Source organism: Flavobacterium artemisiae, from assembly GCF_042678225.1.
Lineage (GTDB): Bacteria > Bacteroidota > Bacteroidia > Flavobacteriales > Flavobacteriaceae > Flavobacterium > Flavobacterium artemisiae.
This window is the reverse complement of record NZ_JBHUDZ010000001.1, coordinates 108676-129065: the sequence shown is the minus strand read 5'-3', so window position 1 is coordinate 129065 and position 20390 is coordinate 108676. Positions and strand designations below refer to the sequence as shown.

General features: G+C 33.3%; 17 protein-coding genes. 5 read left to right on the top strand and 12 right to left on the bottom strand.

Annotated elements, in window-relative coordinates; translation table 11 throughout:
* Positions 1-71: 71 nt before the first annotated feature.
* The 3 genes from ACFSC2_RS00540 (at position 72) to ACFSC2_RS00530 (ending at position 3898) form a co-directional block, all read left to right on the top strand.
* Positions 72-830, top strand: coding sequence for a sensor histidine kinase (locus ACFSC2_RS00540; protein WP_379817303.1), 759 nt, complete (start codon positions 72-74; stop codon positions 828-830).
* A complete protein-coding gene (locus ACFSC2_RS00535) occupies positions 796-1515 on the top strand; it encodes a LytR/AlgR family response regulator transcription factor (RefSeq protein ID WP_379817302.1) in 720 nt (239 codons plus the stop codon). The genes ACFSC2_RS00540 and ACFSC2_RS00535 overlap by 35 nt, the downstream gene beginning before the upstream one ends.
* A gap of 112 nt (positions 1516-1627) precedes the next feature.
* The gene (locus ACFSC2_RS00530; RefSeq protein WP_379817301.1) at positions 1628-3898 is read left to right on the top strand and encodes a cation:proton antiporter; all 2271 of its coding nucleotides are present in this window, start codon (positions 1628-1630) and stop codon (positions 3896-3898) included.
* Between the two features lie 229 nt (positions 3899-4127).
* Here ACFSC2_RS00530 and ACFSC2_RS00525 read toward each other — a convergent pair whose 3' ends face one another.
* The 3 genes from ACFSC2_RS00525 to pyrH form a co-directional block, all read right to left on the bottom strand.
* Positions 4128-6623: a DUF5686 family protein gene (locus tag ACFSC2_RS00525; protein ID WP_379817300.1), complete on the bottom strand. Its 2496-nt coding sequence runs from the start codon at positions 6621-6623 to the stop codon at positions 4128-4130.
* A gap of 118 nt (positions 6624-6741) precedes the next feature.
* Positions 6742-7305, bottom strand: coding sequence for a ribosome recycling factor (gene frr, locus ACFSC2_RS00520; protein ID WP_379817299.1), 564 nt, complete (start codon positions 7303-7305; stop codon positions 6742-6744).
* Positions 7306-7464: 159 nt separating this feature from the next.
* The gene (pyrH, locus tag ACFSC2_RS00515; RefSeq protein ID WP_135222951.1) at positions 7465-8172 is read right to left on the bottom strand and encodes a UMP kinase; all 708 of its coding nucleotides are present in this window, start codon (positions 8170-8172) and stop codon (positions 7465-7467) included.
* Between the two features lie 186 nt (positions 8173-8358).
* On the opposite strand from pyrH, the gene ACFSC2_RS00510 reads away from it, so the two are divergent.
* Together ACFSC2_RS00510 and ACFSC2_RS00505 are read left to right on the top strand one after the other, a co-directional pair.
* Positions 8359-9582 carry a DUF4272 domain-containing protein gene (locus ACFSC2_RS00510; RefSeq protein ID WP_379817297.1) on the top strand — a complete coding sequence of 408 codons (1224 nt, stop codon included), beginning with the start codon at positions 8359-8361 and terminating at the stop codon, positions 9580-9582.
* A gap of 120 nt (positions 9583-9702) precedes the next feature.
* The gene (locus ACFSC2_RS00505) at positions 9703-10320 is read left to right on the top strand and encodes a thioredoxin family protein (RefSeq protein WP_379817295.1); all 618 of its coding nucleotides are present in this window, start codon (positions 9703-9705) and stop codon (positions 10318-10320) included.
* 372 nt (positions 10321-10692) lie between these two features.
* Here the strand turns inward: ACFSC2_RS00505 and ACFSC2_RS00500 are convergent, their stop codons facing one another.
* The 9 genes from ACFSC2_RS00500 to ACFSC2_RS00460 all read right to left on the bottom strand — a co-directional run bounded on the left by ACFSC2_RS00500 (position 10693) and on the right by ACFSC2_RS00460 (position 20287).
* Positions 10693-11229 carry a hypothetical protein gene (locus ACFSC2_RS00500; RefSeq protein WP_379817294.1) on the bottom strand — a complete coding sequence of 179 codons (537 nt, stop codon included), beginning with the start codon at positions 11227-11229 and terminating at the stop codon, positions 10693-10695.
* A gap of 148 nt (positions 11230-11377) precedes the next feature.
* Positions 11378-12067 carry a tRNA pseudouridine(55) synthase TruB gene (truB, locus tag ACFSC2_RS00495; RefSeq protein ID WP_379817293.1) on the bottom strand — a complete coding sequence of 230 codons (690 nt, stop codon included), beginning with the start codon at positions 12065-12067 and terminating at the stop codon, positions 11378-11380.
* Positions 12068-12072: 5 nt separating this feature from the next.
* Positions 12073-12882, bottom strand: a complete 810-nt coding sequence (locus tag ACFSC2_RS00490) for an undecaprenyl-diphosphate phosphatase (RefSeq protein ID WP_379817292.1) — start codon at positions 12880-12882, stop codon at positions 12073-12075.
* 78 nt (positions 12883-12960) lie between these two features.
* The gene (locus ACFSC2_RS00485) at positions 12961-13218 is read right to left on the bottom strand and encodes a DUF3098 domain-containing protein (RefSeq protein ID WP_379817291.1); all 258 of its coding nucleotides are present in this window, start codon (positions 13216-13218) and stop codon (positions 12961-12963) included.
* 71 nt (positions 13219-13289) lie between these two features.
* Complete coding sequence (locus tag ACFSC2_RS00480) at positions 13290-14165, bottom strand: cell division protein FtsX (protein ID WP_379817290.1); 876 nt, start codon at positions 14163-14165, stop codon at positions 13290-13292.
* 243 nt (positions 14166-14408) lie between these two features.
* A complete protein-coding gene (locus tag ACFSC2_RS00475) occupies positions 14409-15002 on the bottom strand; it encodes a molybdopterin-dependent oxidoreductase (RefSeq protein ID WP_379817289.1) in 594 nt (197 codons plus the stop codon).
* Positions 15003-15020: 18 nt separating this feature from the next.
* Positions 15021-17024 carry a TonB-dependent receptor plug domain-containing protein gene (locus ACFSC2_RS00470; RefSeq protein ID WP_379817288.1) on the bottom strand — a complete coding sequence of 668 codons (2004 nt, stop codon included), beginning with the start codon at positions 17022-17024 and terminating at the stop codon, positions 15021-15023.
* A 73-nt stretch (positions 17025-17097) separates the two neighbouring features.
* Entirely contained in the window at positions 17098-19656 is a 2559-nt protein-coding gene (locus tag ACFSC2_RS00465) for a TonB-dependent receptor (protein WP_379817287.1), read from the bottom strand.
* Between the two features lie 280 nt (positions 19657-19936).
* Entirely contained in the window at positions 19937-20287 is a 351-nt protein-coding gene (locus ACFSC2_RS00460; RefSeq protein WP_379817286.1) for a winged helix-turn-helix domain-containing protein, read from the bottom strand.
* Between the last annotated feature and the right edge of the window lie 103 nt (positions 20288-20390).

Genomic DNA, 20390 nt, shown 5'->3' with positions numbered 1-20390 from the left:
TTGATGATAGAACCATTACTTTTCTCATATTTGTATCGAATTTATAACGAGACAAAAAGAAAATAGTTACAATGACACAAAATAATTCGATCACTTTTATTTTCTTAGCCATAATGCTGCTTTTGGTAATCATCATCTGTTTAATGGTTTTTCAATTAATGAAAGCCAAAAAAGCCAAGGACGATGCTGAACAGAGTTTTTATGCGCTCGAAATGAAAGTAAACGATTTGCAGCTGGAAAATCTGGAATCGAAACTAAATCCGCATTTGTTTAAGAATATTTTGAATTCGATTCAGTCGCACGCGTATCAAACTTATTTTGCTTTGGATAAATTGGCCAATGTTCTGGATTATATTTTATACGAAAGCAAAAAGAAATTTGTAACGGCAAAAGAAGAAATAGATTTTGCAATGAATTTGATTGAAATCAATAAAATCAAAATAAGTCCGCTTTTTGAATTGAAGATTAAGAAAAACATCAACGAAGAAGATAAATTATACGAACAGCCTTTGCTTGCGCCGCTTATTTCTATTGACTTGATCGAAAATGCCTTTAAACATGCCGATCTTCAAAGTGCAGATGCTTTTATTTCGGTTGTTTTTGAATTTAAAGACAATGCTTTTTTTATGACGGTTTCTAATAAAATCTCTGATAAAAAAGTACTAAAAAAGGAACGAGGCGGTTTTGGTCACAATACCTTAGAACATCGTCTTAGAATTATTTACAAAAACAATTTTAAACTGGATCGTTTTATTGAAAACGACGTTTACATTGCTCACTTAAAAATTGATTTACTTGAATACAAAACTGAAATGCTTACTGCTGGATGATGAACTTCCGGGATTAACGTATCTTAAAATGCTTTGTGAGCAGATACACGAAATTGAAATTGTAAAAACATTCAATAATCCTGAGAAACTTTTAGCCGAAATTCCCGAAATCGATTTTGATCTTTTGATCTCTGATATCGAAATGCCTGGAATTGACGGACTCCATCTTGCGTCTAAACTTCAAAATAAACTGGTGATTTTTTGCACCGCTTACAAAGATTACGCAGCCGAAGCTTTTAATATTGATGCGGTAGATTATATTACAAAGCCTGTAAAATTAGAAAGACTCCAAAAAGCGATTTCAAAAGCACTTGAGCGATTTAATAAACCAGAAGCAGCTAAAAAATTTATTCAGTTAAATACAGACAGAGGAAAAACGCTGTTGTATTTTAATCAAATTATGTACATAAAAACGGCTTTGAGCGATAGCCGCGACAAAACTGTTTTGTTGGAAGACGGCAGTTTTTTGAATTTAAAAAACATTAAATTTGATACACTTTTGGAAGAATTGCCAGATGCTGATTTTTGCCGTGTAAACAAAAAAGAAATTGTTGCCGTAAAGGCCATTAAATTTTTCAATCATAACGAAATTGTACTGCATCATTTGGAGAAAAATGATAAAAATACTACGGTTTTATTAAGCGAAACCTATCGTTCTGATTTTTTGAAAAAGGTAAAAATATAACTTATTACAAACTTTTTCGGTCTTATTACATAGTTTAAAAATTAGCTTTAAAATTGCTTTTTCACGTAAAACTGACTTCTGATATTTGCCCAATAATTTAAAAAAATGGGTTATGAATAACTTTAAAAACTCCATATTCTACATTACAGTAATCGGTGGCTTTACTGCATTAATATATTGGATAATTTCTCAAGGCGCTTCACTTGAGGTAGGTCGAAATGTTGTAGTTAAACAGATAGAAAGCAATCATTGGAATGATTTCCTGCATTCTATGGTTGATAATTTACAGCATCCTTTAGCAATATTATTGGCGCAGATCGTGACTATTATTTTAGTTGCCCGATTATTTGGCTGGTTTTTTAGAAAAATCGGACAGCCGTCTGTAATTGGAGAAATGATCGCCGGAATTGTTCTTGGGCCGTCATTAGTCGGAATGTATTTTCCGGAGTTTTCAGCAGCATTATTTCCAAAAGAATCTTTAGGAAACCTTCAGTTTTTAAGCCAGATTGGTTTAATACTTTTCATGTTCGTAATCGGAATGGAATTAGACTTGAAAGTATTAAAAAATAAAGCACACGATGCAGTTGTAATTAGTCATGCAAGTATTGTAATTCCGTTTGCATTAGGTTTAGTTTTGGCTTATTTCATTTACGGTACTTTTGCCCCAGACGGTGTAGCGTTCTCTTCTTTCGGATTATTTATGGGAATTGCGATGAGTATTACGGCATTTCCGGTTTTGGCAAGAATAGTGCAGGAGCGAGGTCTTCAAAAAACAAAACTCGGAACCATTGCGATTACCTGTGCGGCGGCAGATGATATTACAGCTTGGTGTATTCTAGCGGTTGTAATTGCAATCGTAAAAGCAGGTTCATTAGCAAGTTCACTTTATGTAATTGGTCTGGCAATTTTGTATGTAATTATTATGTTGAAAATTGTTCGTCCGTTCTTAAAACGTGTTGGAGATTTAAATTCAACTCGCGAAAGTTTGAACAAACCAGTAGTTGCAATTTTCTTTATTACACTTTTAATTTCGTCTTACGCTTCAGAATTAATCGGAATCCATGCTTTATTTGGAGCTTTCCTTGCTGGAGCAATTATGCCGGAGAATAACAAATTCAGAAATATTTTTATCGAGAAAGTAGAAGACGTTTCGATTATTGTTCTTTTGCCTTTGTTCTTTGTATTTACAGGTTTAAGAACGCAGATTGGCCTTTTGAACGATCCTGAATTATGGAAATTGACAGGTTTGATTATCGCGGTAGCAGTAGTGGGGAAATTCTTCGGAAGTGCTTTGGCAGCAAAATTTGTTGGACAAAACTGGAAAGACAGTTTAGCAATTGGTGCCTTGATGAATACACGTGGTCTAATGGAATTGGTCGTTCTGAATATTGGTTACGATTTAGGAGTTTTATCTACAGAGATTTTTACAATGATGGTAATCATGGCCTTGATCACAACTTTTATGACAGGTCCGGCTTTAGACTTCATCGGATTTATATTTAAAGATAAAATTACCACTGTGCCGCAGGAAATCGGAAACAAAAGTAAATTCAAAATCCTGCTTTCATTTGCTACACCTGAAAAAGGCAAAAAGCTTTTGAAAATCGCTAATAGTCTGGTGAAAAAACAAGCAGATAATTCGATCGTTACTGCGATGCATTTATCTCTTAGTACAGAAGTACACTCGTTTGACGTAAAAGATCACGAGCGAAAAATGCTGATGCCGGTTATTGAAGAGTCTGAAAAATTGAACCAGAGTATGGTAAGTCTTTTCAAGGTCACAAATGATATTGATACCGATATTATTGACACGGCGAATCACGGCGAATACGATTTATTATTAATTGGTTTAGGTCAATCTATTTTTGACGGAACACTTCTTGGAAAAATCTTAGGTTTTACAACAAGAATCGTAAATCCGGATCGTCTTATTGATAAGTTTACGGGAAAAGAAGGTTTGTTTGAGAATTCTCCTTTTGATGAAAGAACACGTCATATTATTGCAAAAAGCAGAATGCCGGTCGGTATTTTTATTGATAAAGATTTTGAAGAAATGAATCAGATCTTTATGCCGATTTTTGATAAAGAAGATGCTTTCTTAATTGATTATGCGAAGAAATTAATCAATAACAATGGTTCTCAAATTACGGTTCTTGACGCTGGCGGACAGGTTAAAAATATGAGAGAGATTCAGGAAAGCATTCGCTCGATCGAACAAATTGCCCCAAATCATATTATGGTGATGAATGACAGAACCATTAAAAAAGAGTTTCTTGAAACTCAGAATTTAATGATCATTAGTCTTGAAAGCTGGAAAAAATTAATCGAATCACAAAGTATTTGGTTAAATAATACACCATCAGTTTTGATTCTAAAACCTTGAAAAATTTAAATTTCAAATTTAAAATCCCAAATTCCAATTGATTGTTGGAGTTTGGGATTTTTTTTCGTCGCGAATTCACGAATTTATCGCTTTTCTTCACAAAGTTTTTTACGATAAATTGCACAAACTTCTAAATATAATTACATAGTAATTCGTGAAATTCAACGGATAAATTTTCAAAGTTAAAATAGAAATTCGTGAATTCGTGGCGGAAAAAATGGGATTTAAATTAAAGTCCCAAATCAATAACATAAGAAATCTTAACGGCAATATTATCTTCAAACTTCTTTAACTGATTTGGTCCATAACGGTAAAAACCGCCTAAACCAAAACCTTTATAAATCTTGTTCAACTCAATTCCAGATTCGAAGAAACCTTTTTCAAGTGTTTTGTATTCTTGTCCAATATGCTGTTCAGGATTTTCCATGCTTCCCCATGCCATTCTAGTAACTAAAACTAAAGAAGGGCGTACTTTTTTCAATATTTTAATTCGGTCAAAACCATGTTTAATCTGAAAAATTAAATATTGGCTTGAGAAAAACTCATTAAAATACATTGTTTCAAAAGCATTTCGACCGGAAAAAGTAATACGCTGAACAACCGTTTCTTTTGTCAAGTTGTTTGGCGAAGTGTTGTACAAATGCGTAAGCGGTACATCGCCGTTTGCATAACCTGCCTGAAGCAGTAAACTTGTTTTTTGACGGTTTAAGTATTTTTTCTCGTACTCTGCTTTGAAATCTATTTTACTGAAAGTGAAATCATTTGCAAAAACATTCGGTAAAGATTGTGTATACTGAAAGGTAAATCTCGGGAAACGTTTGTCGGCTTCGTTTCTGCCTGTCGGAGTTTGCATCACATCACTAAAAGGCGTCCAAACAATAGATAACACTGCCGTTGTCATGATGTAACTTGAATAAAGTCTTCCGTTAAGATTAAATAAATAATCAAATTTAGGTTCTATATAATTTCGGGAAACCTCTAAAACAGCTTCTGTTTTCGGGATAATTTTAGTTTGAATATTACCGCGCCAGCCAGAGTATTCGTAAAAAGTACTGATGTTAATTGGTCGCGGATCGTAAATTTTAAAAACACGTTTATCTACTGCAAAAACGGTACTTGCAATTTCGCGCACATCATCGGCGTAATAACCGTTAAACCATGTATTAGTGTGTTTGTCCAATAAAACACCGCCTCCTAAACTATATTTAAAAGCGCCGTCCTTTGTACCATAAGCAGTGTAGCCTTCAATTCGGTAGTTTTTAGAAAAACGTTCGTTGGTAATACCGCCTAATCCAAGTCGGAAACCTTCGTAATTATTATAACTTATAATTTTCTTTAAATCAAGATCAACAGGTCCGATAGGATAAAATCCGTTAAGGATTTTTCGACCAATTCCCAATCGTTTTTCAATTCTATTGCTTACAGAAATACTATCAAGAAGAACATAGGTTTTTTGGCTCTTTTCGTCAAGATTTTCTTTTCGGTAAGCTTCCCAGAAACTTTCTGGTTTTTGTGCCGCGTCGTCTTTAATTTCGATGTAAAGCGAAGCATTTTTTATAGGTTCAGTAGTATTGACACGAACATCAAAACTATTACTTTCAGAAATCAGGTACGTAAAATCGGAAGCCACTTTTTTTCTTGGCTCAAAATTTTCCTCGACATCACCGTCAAACTGAATCGTTCCGCCTAGAATTTTAATGTCATCGTCATTTTTTCCTTTTACAATTTTGAAAGTAGTATTGCTTTGAAACCAGATTTTATCTTTCGGAATATATTCAAATTCATGAACCCCGCTAATGTCCAAAACACCTTTTATTCTCATAACGGCTTTAGCAACAGCAAAATTTTCTTTATCAATATATAATACACCTTCTAAACGAGAAGCTTTTCGTTTTCGTTTTGGTTTAAAATAAATCATGTAGGCATCACGGCCTTTAATGCTTACCGTGTCTAGAAGTTTATAAGCATAATTAGAAGGAGCATTGCCTGCAATCGGGTTTTCATATTTTGTTTCAAGCAATTCATATTTCGGATCATAGATAGAAATAGATTGAAGATTAAAGGCAATAACTTCGTAAATAGGCTGTTTGAATCCAGCCATTTTGGTACCTAGGATAGTTTCTTTTAATTTATTATTTCCGAACTGATATTGCGAAACTTTCTCAGTCTGAAATAAATGCTGTTTGCTTATAATTTCTTTGAATTTATAATCAGAAGAATCAATATGGATGATCTTTTTATCTAGATCTTTGTAAGCTGCCGAAGAATCGATGCGGCCGTTTATAGAATCTGGATTCGCAGTTACAATAAGTTTATTGTATGTTTTATATTCAAATGTCTTTAGTTTTTTCTGCGGATCATTCAAAGATTTGCTTGCTATTGCTTTTCTGATAATAGTAAGCGCCGGATTTTCATTAGAAACCACCACTTCCTTTAAATCATCTGTTTTCTGTAAAAGTGTTACAGCGTAGAATTTTTTGTTAGTAATTAAAGGAATAGTTTTAGTTTTAAAACCAATGTAAGATACCGTTACACTTGTCGCAGAGGTACTGATTTTAAAAATAAATTTCCCATCAATATCAGTAATAGTACTATTATTTTCTGAAGTAGTGATGGTGGCAAACGGAAGTGGTTTATTGTTTGAGTCAGTTACGATACCATTTATTTGAATTTGCGCCTGAAGGGTCAGCGTAAAAAACAAAGTCAAAAAACAAAATAGCTTCATACAGAGAGATATAGTTTCAAAAACGAAAAGGGTTTAATTTTCGTATGCAAAAATAGCAATAAAAAAATCCGTCTGGTACAATTAACCAGACGGATTTTTATTTTATAACGAATCTAACTTACACTTTCATGATTTCAGCCTCTTTTGCGACTAATAATTCATCAATTTTTTTAATATAAGCGTTTGTTAAGTTCTGAACTTCTTCTTCTGCAGATTTGCAAATGTCTTCAGAAGTACCTTCTTTTTCTAATTTTTTGATATCCGTATTTGCATCTTTACGAGAATTACGAATACCAATTTTAGCATCTTCAGCTTCAGCTTTTGCTTGTTTAGCCAAATCACGACGACGCTCTTCTGTCAATGGCGGTACGCTGATAATTACCATATCACCATTGTTCATTGGGTTAAAACCAATGTTGGCAATCATAATAGCTTTTTCAATTGCTTGCAGCATATTTTTTTCAAAAGGCTGTAAAGTAATTGTTCTAGCATCAGGAACACTGATTTTTGATACTTGAGAAAGTGGTGTTGCAGCACCATAATAGTCTACAAAAACACCTCCAAGCATTGCTGGAGAAGCTTTTCCTGCACGAATGTTTAGAAATTCTTTTTCTAAGTGTGCAATAGTACCATTCATTGACTCTTCAGTACTTTCTAAAATAAAATCTATTTCTTCAGTCATTTTTTTTAGATTTTTAGATTTTTAGAAAACTCCATTTTAATAAAAAAACAGAATCTCTAATTTACTAACGAATATAATTTAATTTTTTAAGATTGCTTTTTAATAATTATAGAAAATCAGAAAGTCTAACGCTTCTAAAATTCTAATAATCTAAGCGATCTATATATTTACTACAGTTCCGATATTTTCTCCTTCGCAGATTTTCAATAAGTTTCCGATTTTGTTCATGTCAAAAACTACAATTGGTAATTTATTTTCCTGGCTTAAAGTAAAAGCAGTAGTATCCATTACATTTAATCCTTTTTTGATTACATCGTCAAACGAAATAAAATCAAATTTTACAGCCGAAGCATTTTTTTCAGGATCAGAATCATAAACTCCATCAACACGTGTTCCTTTTAAGATCACATCAGCATTAATTTCGATACCTCTCAAAACTGCAGCAGTATCAGTTGTAAAATATGGATTTCCTGTTCCGGCACCAAAAATTACAATTCTGCCTTTTTCAAGATGACGGTCTGCTCTTCTTTTAATGTAAGGTTCCGCAATAGATTCCATTTTCAAAGCAGTCTGCAGACGTGTTTTCATGCCTTTGTCTTCAAGAGCGCCTTGTAATGCCATTCCGTTAATTACCGTCGCAAGCATTCCCATATAATCGCCTTGTACTCTGTCCATTCCTGCACTTGCACCTGCAACCCCTCTAAATATATTTCCTCCTCCGATAACAATCGCAATTTCTACCCCTTTGCTATGAATCTGTTTGATTTCATCTGCATATTCGGCTAATCTTTTCGGGTCAATACCGTATTGTAAATCACCCATTAGCGCTTCGCCGCTAAGTTTTAGAAGAATTCTTTTATATTTCATGTGTGTGTTGCGTTAATTTGTGCAAATATAGACATATTCTCATTTTTAAAAATAATGTTTGCAAAAATAATTTCTGTCTATATTTGAATGACGTTTTTTTATTTTTGTAAGAATTAATTTAAAAAGTGCTCTTGCGTATAAACGGAAATAAATAAACCTAAAAATAGTAATTGAAAATAATAAAATATGATTTGTACACTTTATTCACACCAAATTGGTTTTGATAAAATTGTGGAGACACTCAAAAGCAGTTATCCAAAAGCGAGCGTTGAAATCAGTCATCAAGCTGGATCACAAACAGCCTCTGTAGATGTAAAAGGCGGTTTGTTGAGTTCTGGAAGTAGATTTACAATACAATACCGCGAGCGAGAAGAACCATCTTATCAAATTCCGGATACTGATAATTGCGCTTTGACGGGAAATCTTAGAGGTTTGTATGGATATGTAGATTCCTTACATTCAAAAAATGAAAAAATTAAGTCTTTGTTTCTGCAAAAGATCCAGACCATAAATTCTGAGTTTTCAATCAATCAGGAAAAAGGAGAGACAAAAGATTTAAAAGAACTGATCCAAAAACTGGCAAAAGATTTTGAAGCGGTCCTTTTTGTACAGCCCAAAACAATTATCAGTAAAGCAGACCAACAGCATTTTTTAGATCAAAATTTGGATTTGCTTTTGGATAATAATGGAGATTGTGATGTTGAAAATCTAGAAGTAAAAATAAACAGCATTTATTACGATAAACAACCCGAAGTAATAACCGAGGAGCAGAAAAAATGGAAAACTGACAGCGAAAAAATTCTGCAAGAACGAGCTATTAAAATCAATAAATACCTGCCTTTTATAGAAGCAGAAGAGGATGTTGTTTTGAGAACTCCAAGAGAAATAGCCGAACGTATTTGTGTTCTGGCGATGACGAATTTAGTTGCTTTTAATACCATTTCAAGTGAAGAAGCCACGGAGTACTTGCAAAACTATAATTTATGGGATGTGGTAACGCCGAATGAAAAAGATTTTCTGGCGAATCCGACAGAGCAGAAAAAAAGCAGCGAATCTTGGAAATGTGAATGTATTTGGGTTTTGATGTTTGCACTCAATAAAATTGATGATTTAGGATTTCCAGATGTTTTGTGCAGTTTAAATGATATTGCAGAAGAAGACTATCCAGTTGGCCCGGATAAAGATCCAAATGATTTTATCAATTCTGTTTTTAATGCTAAAAGCAAAAACGAAATATTAGCCATAAACGATTTGTATTATAGATTAGACTGGGCTTGTGTAGATGCACGATTAAATGGAGAAGAAATGACGGAAGTTCATCCAGGCGTTGTCTACGAACGTCATTATGCTTTAAACTGGCTTATAAATTATGGTGAAGCCGATTGGGATGATGTAACCTGCGATACCTAGAATTTAAAATATTGGGATTAATGATTTTTGTCTTGAAGATTTATACTCTTTAATTATGACAAAAGTCATTATCCTGTGTTTGTAAAATTGCTTAAATTTATCATACCAAAAAAAACAAGTATGAAAAGCATCGTAGCCAAAGCGTTATTCAATAGCCACTCTTATATTGAATACAGAAAATTAGTGACCGATTTATTGTCTGAAGGAAAATCTACAGGAAACGAACAGTCTGAAAGTCTGACCAATTATTCTAAACTGAATGAAGCCAGAATGAACAGATTGGAGAAAACCGTAAAAATTTCGGAACCAATTATTGATAAACTTCAAAAATTGAATAATCATTATATCTGGCTAGTGCTTTCTGAAGGCTGGTGTGGTGATGCCGCACAGATACTTCCGATTTTAAATAAAATGGCACTTAATTCAAACAAAAAAATCGATTTACGAATTGCGCTTCGTGATGAAAATGACGATCTAATGAGCCAATATTTGACAAATAACGGAAGAGCAATTCCTAAAATAATTGTTATTTGTAAAGAAGCCGGAATTGTTCGTGCCGATTGGGGACCGAGACCTAAAGGAGCGACAGAACTAATGACAAATTATAAAAGAGATTTTGGTGTTATTGACGAAAAAATAAAAACAGATCTTCAGTTGTGGTATTTAGCAGATAAAGGAGTTTCGGTTCAGGAAGAACTGGTCGAGATTATGGAAAATATAAAATACAACCGATTATAATTTAAGAAAACGCTTTAATTTATTGGGGTTTTTGGCTAAGTTGTTGGAAAACAAATAATTTGGTTAATAAAATTATCTTAAAGTGTTTTTTTATTGCTCCAAGTTTTGTAACTTAGTAAATATAATCCCACATCTATTATAACTTTCTGATTTACTCTTTTTATTGGTGTCTATTTAATGTTTAATAATTAAAAAATACACTATTATGAAAAAGTTATTCGAAAGATTTTATGATTTCTTTTCTACATTATTATTTGGAGGGAAAAGTGTGCCTCACTATTAATTAAAATAAGTATGAGATAGTATTACTTATTTTTAAAAGCCTGGCACATTATTAACTCTAATAATGTGCTTTTTTTTAATCATCTAAAATTAAAAAGTGACCAAAGAAACTCCAAAACTTATACTTCCTATACTCTTGTAATCATAAAGTTTAAAGTCATAATCAGAAATTTCTATAAAAAAAGTCCTATCGTCTGAAGTGATTCCGAGTCTGCCTTTTTTGTAGACACCACTCAAATTGCCGCGTCCCAAAGCAAAACCTTTTCCATATCCTAACTGCAGTGTAATTCTGGTATTATTGGCAACTTCTGGACTTAAACCAAAATTTAAGTAAACAGGAACTGCGACCAATTTTTCATTCCATTTCCAATCCAATCCACTGTGAATTCCTAACATTATCCATTCTTTGTAATGTACGCCATAGCCTAATTTTGAGCCAACACCGTCTGGCATAAGCCAAGGGCGTCCCTCTCCGTTGTAATCGTCAGAATTGTTATAATCTTGATTTCCGGTTATCGAAGCTGTAACATCAAATTGAATGTAAGTGAAGTCTTTTTTCGTTTCTTGGGCAAAAACGGTAAATTGAGTACAGAAAAATGTAATAATCGCGAGTAAAAAATATTTCATAAAATTGGTTTCAAGTCTGCTGTTGTTTAGAAGAATAATTATTCAGCCAGCTACGAACAGGTAAAAAGATTTTATGTGAAGATATTTAAAAAAGCGAAAGTATTAAGGTACTATTATTGAAAGAATTAACAATTGATGTTAACAATCATTAAGACATACTTTCTTCAAACAAAGTAATATCAATTGCATTTTTTACATCATAATCGCCGATTTTAGTTCGGCGTAAAACAGTTAAATGCGAACCAGAATTCATTGCTTTTCCAAAATCATAAGCTAAAGAACGAATGTAAGTTCCTTTGGAGCAAACCACTCTAAAATCTACTTCAGGTAATGCAATTCGAGTAATTTCAAATTCGTGGATTGTTGTTTTTCTGCTTTCAATTTCGATGCTTTCGCCTGCGCGTGCATGTTCATACAAACGAACACCATCTTTTTTAATAGCAGAAAAAATAGGCGGTTTTTGATCGATTTCACCTAGAAATTGTTTTACCGTTTCATGAATCAAAGCTTCATCGATATGATCGGTTGGAAAAGTTTGATCAATTTCGGTTTCTAAATCGTAAGATGGAGTAGTAGCACCGATGTAAAAAGTTCCAGTATATTCTTTGGCTTGACCTTGTAATTCTGAAATTCTTTTGGTGAATTTTCCAGTACAGATTAATAAAAGTCCCGTTGCTAAAGGATCTAAAGTTCCGGCATGACCAATTTTGAACTTTTTTGGAAGTCCAACTTTATTAATCAAAAGATATTTTAATTTATTGACAGCTTGAAACGAACTCCATTTTAATGGTTTGTCAATCAATAAAACTTGTCCGTTTAAATATTCTTCAGGTGTCATTTAATCTATTTGTTTAAAGAAAAATAAGCCAATAAAAGCATTCCTGCAATAATTCTGTAGTATCCCCAAGGCTTAAAACCGTATTTTTTAATCACACCAATAAAAGATTTTATTGCTATAATGGCAACTACAAAGGCAATTACATTTCCCATCAGAAACAATTTAAGATTGTCTGGTGATTGTGTTAGTAATTCATATCCTTTAAGCTGCGAAACTTCATATGTTTTTAGCAGTAGAGAATAAGTGGTTACAGCCAGCATTGTTGGAACAGCAAGAAAAAAAGAGAATTCAGCTGCAGTTTGTCTATCTAATCCTTGTTGCATTCCTCCAATAATTGAAGCGGCAGAGCGACTTGTACCAGGCATCATTGCCAGACATTGCCAAAAACCAATTGTTACAGCTTTTTTTATTGTAATATCTTCTTCGTGAATAATTGTTGGGTTTTTAAATTGCTTATCAATAAAAAGCAAAATGATTCCCCCAAGAATTAATACAATCGCAATTGGAATAGGATTTCCGAGAATTGCATCTATTTTGTCATCAAATAATTTTCCTAAAATTAAAGCTGGAATTACTGCGCAAGCCAATTTTACATAGAAATTGATTTTACTAAAATCAAAAAACTTTTTCCAATATAAAACGACAACAGCCAAAATAGCTCCAAATTGAATGGAAACCTGAAATAATTTTACAAAATCATCTTCCTGTATTCCAAAAAAAGAACTTGTAAAAATCATGTGTGCGGTAGAAGAAACAGGAAGATATTCTGTTAAGCCTTCTACAATTGCAATAAGAATTGCTTGTAAAGTATTCATTTAGAATTTTAGATTTTAAATTTTAGATTTTAGATTATTTACTTCGCATTGCTTAGTCGCCTAAAATCTATAAACCTATTATTTTGATTTTTTGAAAATAGAATAAATCGTGATTCCGAAACCAATTAAAACAGTTGTTGGTGCCAGACGAATTCTTCTGAAGTTAAAAATAGCCTCGTTATAAACATTAGGATCTTTACTTCCTCCGCCGGCCATTAGAATGAATCCGATTGCGATAACAGCAATTCCGATCAAAAGAATTTTATAATTGATATCGTCAAAAAGAAATTCTTGTTTTACTGGTTGTTGCTGCTCTTCTTTATAATTGTTTTTCATTTTTATTTTTTTGTGGCCTGAGCAAAGTCGAAGGCATTTTTAATCTAAAATCTACAGTCTAAAATCTAAAATTAGTAAAGATCGTCGGTTCTTAAGTTCAAGAAACGCTGTGTTGCAAAATGCGTGCTTATCCAAGTAATTAAAACACCTAATCCAAAAACAGCAAGTAAAACTAAAGCAATTAAAACTTTGTCTTCAAGAATTCCTAAACCTGGGAAATTGGTTTCTACATAAATTAAAAGAGCGATTAAAGCGATAATTGCCAATCCAGCACCCAGCATTCCTAGTTTTACACTTCGCATTACAAAAGGTTTACGAATAAAAGCTTTTGTAGCGCCAACCATCTGCATGGTTTTGATGATAAAACGATTTGAATGTATAGATAAACGAAGTGAACTATTGATTAATAAAACCGCAATTACAGTAAGGAAACCGCTGATAATCAAAATCCACATACTTACTTTTCTAATGTTGTCATTTACTAGATTTACCAATTGTTTGTCATAAACAATGTCTGAAATCATAGCATTTTTACGAAAGTTGTTTTCGATCTTAACAATACTGTCTCTTTCGACATAATCAGCTTTTAAGTGAATGTCGTATGAGTTTAATAACGGATTTTCTCCCAAGAACGTTAAGAAATCCTCGCCGATAATATCTGTATGTTCCTTAGCTGCTTTTTCTTTAGAAACATAAACAGAAGATAATGCAAAAGGCGCTCTTTTTAATTCGGTGTCAAAAGCTTTAATAATACTATCATTAGCTTCGTTTTTGAAGAAAACCGTCATCGCGATTTTTTCTTTAAAATCATCCGCTAATTTTTTAGAATTAATAATGAATAACCCCAGTACTCCCAATAGGAATAATACCAAGAATACACTTAAAACTACCGAAAAATAAGAGGAAATTAACCTGCGCTTTTGAAATTTATCAAAGTTAGAACTCATAGGATGCTTAAATTATGTGGTAAAAATAATAAAGAATTTCTTTATTTAAAGTTATTAACAAACTTTTATATTATAAATATACGATTCGTTATGGAATAAAAGTTCTTATTTAACCGCAAAGTTTGCACGTAAAAAAGAATAGCCACAGATTAAAGGATTAAAAATGATTTTTTAAAATCTGTGTAAATCCTTTAATCTGTGGCAAAAAAACTTAGCAGCTTAGAATCTAAGTGTCTCAGAATCTTATTTTACTTTGTATACTTCGATACTTTTTAACCAATAAACATGTCGCGGTCCCGTTTTAATGTCATTTTTGCAAATCGCAATCATATCGCCGTTTTTAACTGGTTTTCCATTTTCTTCAAAAAGAATATAAGCATTTTCTCCTGTTGGATTATTGAAAAGTTCTGCCCAAGAAAAAGTTGCTTTATAATCGTCTGAAGCTCTTGCCACGATGTAAAAGTTTCGGTCTTTATGGCCGTTTTGTTTGATTTTGGCTTTTTCTAAAATATCTTTCAAAAGAACACCTTTGCAGACTTTATTGTCTTTTTTTACTTCTCCGCTTTGGCAGACTACTTTAAAATCATCAAGTATGGCCACTTTCATCTTTTTTAAAGAATCGACAGTTAAAGTTAACGGATGTTCAACATCGCCTTTTACTTCGATGGAATGATTTACCATTTTTAAACTGTCTTCTGGAGTAAGAACTGGATGTTTGTCATTATCAGTAATTGCCGTTTTTTCTACGGTGGTTTCTTTTTCATCTCTTTTAGAAGAATTGCACATTGCGCACGAAAATGCAATTAGTAAAACGAGGATATAATTTTGTGTTTTCATATAAAATATAATTTTGAATTAGTTGAAATTGAAAAAACGAAGCGTTACAAAAAAATTGCGTCCTTCTTCTGGATAACCTTCGACAAGACTGTAATTTCTATCAAAAATATTGTTTAAACCAGCATCAAGACTGAAATTTTTAGAGATTTTGCCAGAAGCATATAAATTCAGAAGTGTATAATCTGGAACTCGAGCGCCATAACTTGTGCTGAAACGAGGCGAATTAAATTCTGCATTGGCAATCAATCGAAGAATTTTTATCGGATTATATTCTAAAGTTCCCATAACTTTCGTGTTCGGAACATCTGTAAAATGAATATTGGGATTGGTGATGTTTTTTCTTTCGATATAAGTATAATTCAAATTCAACGATAGGTTTTCTAAAACGACATAATTCAATTGTGCTTCAATTCCTTTATAATCAGCTTCACCAAAATTCTGCATTTGCGATTTTCCAGGTTCAACATTGCTTACGCTTAAGATCGCATCTGAAAGCGAACTGTAGAAAAGTGCTGTTTGAAAAGTGATTTTCTCAAAAAGATTTGCCGTATAATTCAATTCGTAATTAATAGCTTTTTCAGGTTTTAAATCCGGATTCGGAATCGCTGTTCCCATTCTATAAGAGTAACGGTCTTTTATAGTCGCAAATCTGGTTTTCTGAGAAACGGTCGCGCCTAATTTATTTTCGTTGTTTAATTGATAGAAAAACCCAATCTGTGCATTAAAAGCATCACTTGCGCCGGCATTTGGAAAATCTGAAATTACTTTTGTGGTACTGTTATAATCTTCGGCTTCATTGTTTTTTCGAATATTATAACTAATACCCGGAATTACAGTAAACTTTGAAGTGACTTTATAAATATCTTCAATACCAATTAAAACGGTATTGTCTATGAAATGACGAACCGGCTCGCCAAGATTGTTTTCACGATGCACATCTTCTTTAAAATGAAAAGCAATTTTTAAATCGTTTTTTGGAATTATTTTAGTGTTGTATTCCAAGTTTCCTCCAAAAGTGTAATCGTTGTAAATGCTTTCGAATGCATACGGTTTTGTTTGAGTCGAATAATTCGCATCGTCGTAACTGTCTAGAGTATTTTTGAATCGATCAAAATATAATCTTGTTTTGAAACTGTTTTTATCATCAAAAGCAGAATTCGAAATAAAGTAAAAACTCTCTTTATCCCAATTTGGCCATTGCCAGAAACGTGGTTTTAGTAAAAGCGAATTTTGCGTATCATAACCCGTATAAACAGGAGTGCCTTTTTCGCCCTGCTGATTGATGTAACCAATTGCGTATTCGCTTTTTTCAGTCGGCGTCCATCCAATTTTAAAACTGATTTTTTGGTCTGTTCGATACGAATTATCTCTTTGTCCACCGTTTTCATTTGCTGTCGGAATAAAATTTGAAGACATTCTCGTAGAATTTCTGTCTAAATAAGAAAATCCGCCTTGAAAATAGAATTTCCCTAAGTTCGAACCAATATTTACATTTCCTCTATAACCGTTTTCATTAATCATTCCTAAAGAACCATCATATTCCAGTTTTTTAGAAGGTTTTCTAGAAACTAGATTGATCGCGCCTCCAAGCGAATTTGGGCCATAAAGTACAGATGAAAATCCTTTTGAAACATCAACTGCAGCTAAATCAAAAGTGGTAAATCTTGCCAGATCAACATAACCGTCATACGGAACATAAACCGGAATTCCGTCCATATAAACCGGAACTTGTCTTAAATCGAAACCGCGAACAGAAACCATCGATTCGTTTCTTGGCCCAGAAGCAGTCAAGCTAACTCCTGGCAGCATATTTAAAGCTTTTGAAACCTCCATTTTGTTTTGAGATTCCATTGTTTTTGAAGTTATTCGGTTTAAAGTGTCTTTGTCTTGATGATTGGTAATAATAACTTCTCCAAGATTAAAGACGTTTGAAATTTTTGAAGAATCTGCTGGTTTTGAATTGTTTTGCTGTGAAAATCCGATCAGTGGAAAGAGCAGAAAGACTAATAATTTTGGTTTCATAAAAATGGTTTTTGCAGTATGTTTTAAAATGAATACTGCTGATTGAAAATAGATTATTTGGTTAATTATTTTTTTAAATTTTACCCGTTTCCCAAACCAGCGAGAGATAATATAAGCCGCCGATTGATGGCCCGCCGAGAATTGATGTATAAGCTTTATTCAAAATATTAGTACCGCCAAGTTTGGTTGTTATTCCTGATTTTTTGAAATAATAATTAACCTGCGCATCCATCGACCAATAAGCTGGAACCGTTCCGCTTACTAAAAATGAAACATAATCAAAGTTGTTTTGATAACGTGCCGTAATGCTTGCACCAAGATTTTTCCAGATATTTTGAGCGATCAAAGTTCCGTTAACGTTAAATTCGGGAGTATTAAAACCGTCTTCCAATCCATCTTTGTCATCAGTTCTGTCTAGTTTCGTGTAGGTCAGATTTGTTAAAGCTGTAAAAGTGTTATCAATTCGGTATTTTAAACCTAAACTTCCACCGTAATTGTAGATTTTACTTTTAGAATTCGTCCATAAACGGTAACGACTTTGAGTTGTTCGAGAATATAAAGAGGTCGGAATTAAATTAGGGTCTGTTGTATTCGGAATACTCGCTTCAACCTGAGCAATAAAATTTTTATAAGAGTTGTAATAAAAATCGGCATCGATAAAAAGATTGTTTTCTAATGCAATTCCTCTAAAACCAATTTCAAACGAATTCACGAATTCTGGTTTCAAATAAGTATATGGATTTTTTTGAAGCGTACTTTTATTTTTTTCGATGGCTTGTGCCTGAGTCAAACCTGCCGTATTTACGTCGCTGTTTACTTGAGATTGAAATTTATCAATCGAAGCTTTTGTATATGAATTCTCAAAAATGCCGTCAGACATAATTCGTAAACCGCCGACACGTTTTACACCACCCGAATTCACGTTCGAAAATCCTTCGAAAATACTTGGGAAACGATAACCATTTTGATAGGACGCTCTAAAACTCAAACTTTGTTTTGGCGAATAAACTGCTGTAAACTGCGGTGTAAATTTAGCTTCAAAATAATCTGCTTTGTCAATTCTTAAAGTCGCTCCCAAACGTAATTTTGATTCGAATAAATCTTTTGTCAATTGCGTAAAACCTCCGAATTTTTGATACGTTAAATTTCCGCCGTCATTTTTTGGGTTGATGAAATAATTTCCATCAGGAACAATAATATAGTTTCTATAATCGACACCGCTCAACAATTTAGCATCAATTTTTTCGAAGAAAGAAACAAAAGCTTTGTCCCAATTAATCAAACCTTCGCCATGAACCAAAGTAGATTTTACGCGCAAGGCTGCGCCGATGTCCCAATTATTGATATCGACTAATTCGTTTTTCTTGTTTTCGTATGCCTCAGTTCCTGGTTCAAAACGTCCTTGATCAGAAAGCATACGCGCAATTTTGTGCGCGTCCGCAACAGCAGAACCGTTTGTTACAGCATTTTTATAAGCTGTAGAATAATCCGCAAACCATTTATCGTCTGATTTAAAAGCACGATCCATATTTTCGGCAAGCGAACGTAAATTATAGGAGTTTCCAGTATTTTCGGTTGTAGCATACGCTTTTACCTGAAAAATGGGTGTATGATAATCGGCCGAAAACTGATTTAAAGTATAATCATCCAATCTAAATCGGTTCGAACGCTGATAAATCGTATTGATTAAAACCGTTTTATAAGTTACAGAAAGTTCGTGCCCTGCTTTTGGACGAAAATAAAGTCCAACATCAGCTTTATAATTTTGGATGTCGTAATCAGAAATATCTGTTTCGCGATAACCTGTTCGGGCCACTACATAATTTTTTCCGTTTAGATTTAAGGTTTTTCGATTTGCCGATTCATTTCCATAACCATTTACTTCATCATAAGCCGGATTATCAGCTCCAAATAAATTGGTCGAAGCATTGGCATTTGGCGCTAAATCGGTTCGATCATCGGCAAACCAATCTGTTCCGCCTGTTGTGGAGGCATTTATTTTGAAAGCCCATTTTTCATTAAAAGCTTTAGCCAATCTAAGGTTAAACTGCGAATACACTTTTGGTGAAAACCGATCCACATTCCCGACATGATTTACACCCGTTAATTGTTGAACACTAATGCCTTCATATTCAAATGGATTTTTGGTTTGAATATTTGCCAGACCGTTAATCGCGTTCATTCCATACAAAGCAGCAGCCGTTCCCGGAATAATTTCGATTTTGTCAATATCCAAATCATTTGCACCCAAAGCATTTGCAATTGGAGCACCCAAATGCGGTGCCTGATTATCAATTCCGTCAACCAATTGCGCAAAACGAACGTTGGTCGAATTGGCAAAACCTCTCGTATTAATGACTTTAAAACCCAAACTCGGCGTAATAATCTGAACGCCTTTTACATTTTCTAAAGCTTCATAAATACTTGGCGAACCCATTTTTTTGGCTTCCGCCGATTTTAATTGCTCGATAGTTATTGGAGAACGCATTAAATTCTCAGAACGACGCGATGCTGTTATGACAATTTCGTTGAGTTCTTCTTTTTTAATACTGTCTTGTGGTTTTTTATTTTCGTTTTGAGAAAAGCTTTTTAGACTTAAAAATAGAATTAATAAATAGAGTTTTTGGTTCATGGTTTTGGTTTGATTTCAGTATGTTTCAAAATGAATACTGATGGGTTTGAAAAATGGTTTTTGGTTGTTAGTTTTTTTTTTAAATTAATTAGATTATTTTTTTTTAACACATAGAAACATAGGTTTTTCTTACTTAAAAAAGTAATTAAAAAGAAACTGGTTTCCAACACATAGCTATGTGTTAAATGACGAGTCATTTTTTGTTTAATCTCATTAAGAAAAGAAAAATCTATGTTTCTATGTGTTTAATTTTCCCTCGCAGTTTAAACGGATTTATTTTTTAAAACTTCAAATTTTCAGTTTCCTTCTGAGCAAATTCTTTAATTCGTTTATGAAGTTCGTTGAAAACGACAATAGCTCTTTCTCCAGCTTCGGTCAATCGCGCACCGCCGCCGCCTTTTCCGCCCAGAAGTTTTTCTACAAGCGGAGATTCTGCCCGCTGGTTCATTTCTTCAACCAATTGCCACGCTTGTCGATACGCCATTTTCATTTCTTTAGCTGCATTGGTAATCGATCCGGTTTTCTTGATATTTTCTAGAAGCCACATTTTTCCAATTCCAATAAATGGGCCTTCAGTTGTCTCTTCAACCCAAACACGGATTTCGATATTGTATTTCTTGGTTTTTGCCATTTATTTCTGAACAAATAAGTATTATAACAATGCAATGATACGTATTTTTACTTAAATTTAAATACGTAATTTGTTATTTTATTTGTTTGTCAATGAAATAGCT

Excerpts from the sequence above, each read along its gene's own strand:
- ACFSC2_RS00540 (WP_379817303.1), top strand. The coding sequence starts at position 72 with ATGACACAAAATAATTCGATCACTTTTATTTTCTTAGCCATAATGCTG.
- ACFSC2_RS00490 (WP_379817292.1), bottom strand. The coding sequence starts at position 12,882 with ATGAATACTTTACAAGCAATTCTTATTGCAATTGTAGAAGGCTTAACA.
- pyrH (WP_135222951.1), bottom strand. The coding sequence starts at position 8,172 with ATGAAATATAAAAGAATTCTTCTAAAACTTAGCGGCGAAGCGCTAATG.
- ACFSC2_RS00460 (WP_379817286.1), bottom strand. The coding sequence starts at position 20,287 with ATGGCAAAAACCAAGAAATACAATATCGAAATCCGTGTTTGGGTTGAA.
- ACFSC2_RS00500 (WP_379817294.1), bottom strand. The coding sequence starts at position 11,229 with ATGAAATATTTTTTACTCGCGATTATTACATTTTTCTGTACTCAATTT.
- ACFSC2_RS00480 (WP_379817290.1), bottom strand. The coding sequence starts at position 14,165 with ATGAGTTCTAACTTTGATAAATTTCAAAAGCGCAGGTTAATTTCCTCT.
- ACFSC2_RS00470 (WP_379817288.1), bottom strand. The coding sequence starts at position 17,024 with ATGAAACCAAAATTATTAGTCTTTCTGCTCTTTCCACTGATCGGATTT.
- ACFSC2_RS00530 (WP_379817301.1), top strand. The coding sequence starts at position 1,628 with ATGAATAACTTTAAAAACTCCATATTCTACATTACAGTAATCGGTGGC.
- frr (WP_379817299.1), bottom strand. The coding sequence starts at position 7,305 with ATGACTGAAGAAATAGATTTTATTTTAGAAAGTACTGAAGAGTCAATG.
- truB (WP_379817293.1), bottom strand. The coding sequence starts at position 12,067 with ATGACACCTGAAGAATATTTAAACGGACAAGTTTTATTGATTGACAAA.
- ACFSC2_RS00505 (WP_379817295.1), top strand. The coding sequence starts at position 9,703 with ATGAAAAGCATCGTAGCCAAAGCGTTATTCAATAGCCACTCTTATATT.
- ACFSC2_RS00510 (WP_379817297.1), top strand. The coding sequence starts at position 8,359 with ATGATTTGTACACTTTATTCACACCAAATTGGTTTTGATAAAATTGTG.
- ACFSC2_RS00475 (WP_379817289.1), bottom strand. The coding sequence starts at position 15,002 with ATGAAAACACAAAATTATATCCTCGTTTTACTAATTGCATTTTCGTGC.
- ACFSC2_RS00525 (WP_379817300.1), bottom strand. The coding sequence starts at position 6,623 with ATGAAGCTATTTTGTTTTTTGACTTTGTTTTTTACGCTGACCCTTCAG.
- ACFSC2_RS00465 (WP_379817287.1), bottom strand. The coding sequence starts at position 19,656 with ATGAACCAAAAACTCTATTTATTAATTCTATTTTTAAGTCTAAAAAGC.
- ACFSC2_RS00485 (WP_379817291.1), bottom strand. The coding sequence starts at position 13,218 with ATGAAAAACAATTATAAAGAAGAGCAGCAACAACCAGTAAAACAAGAA.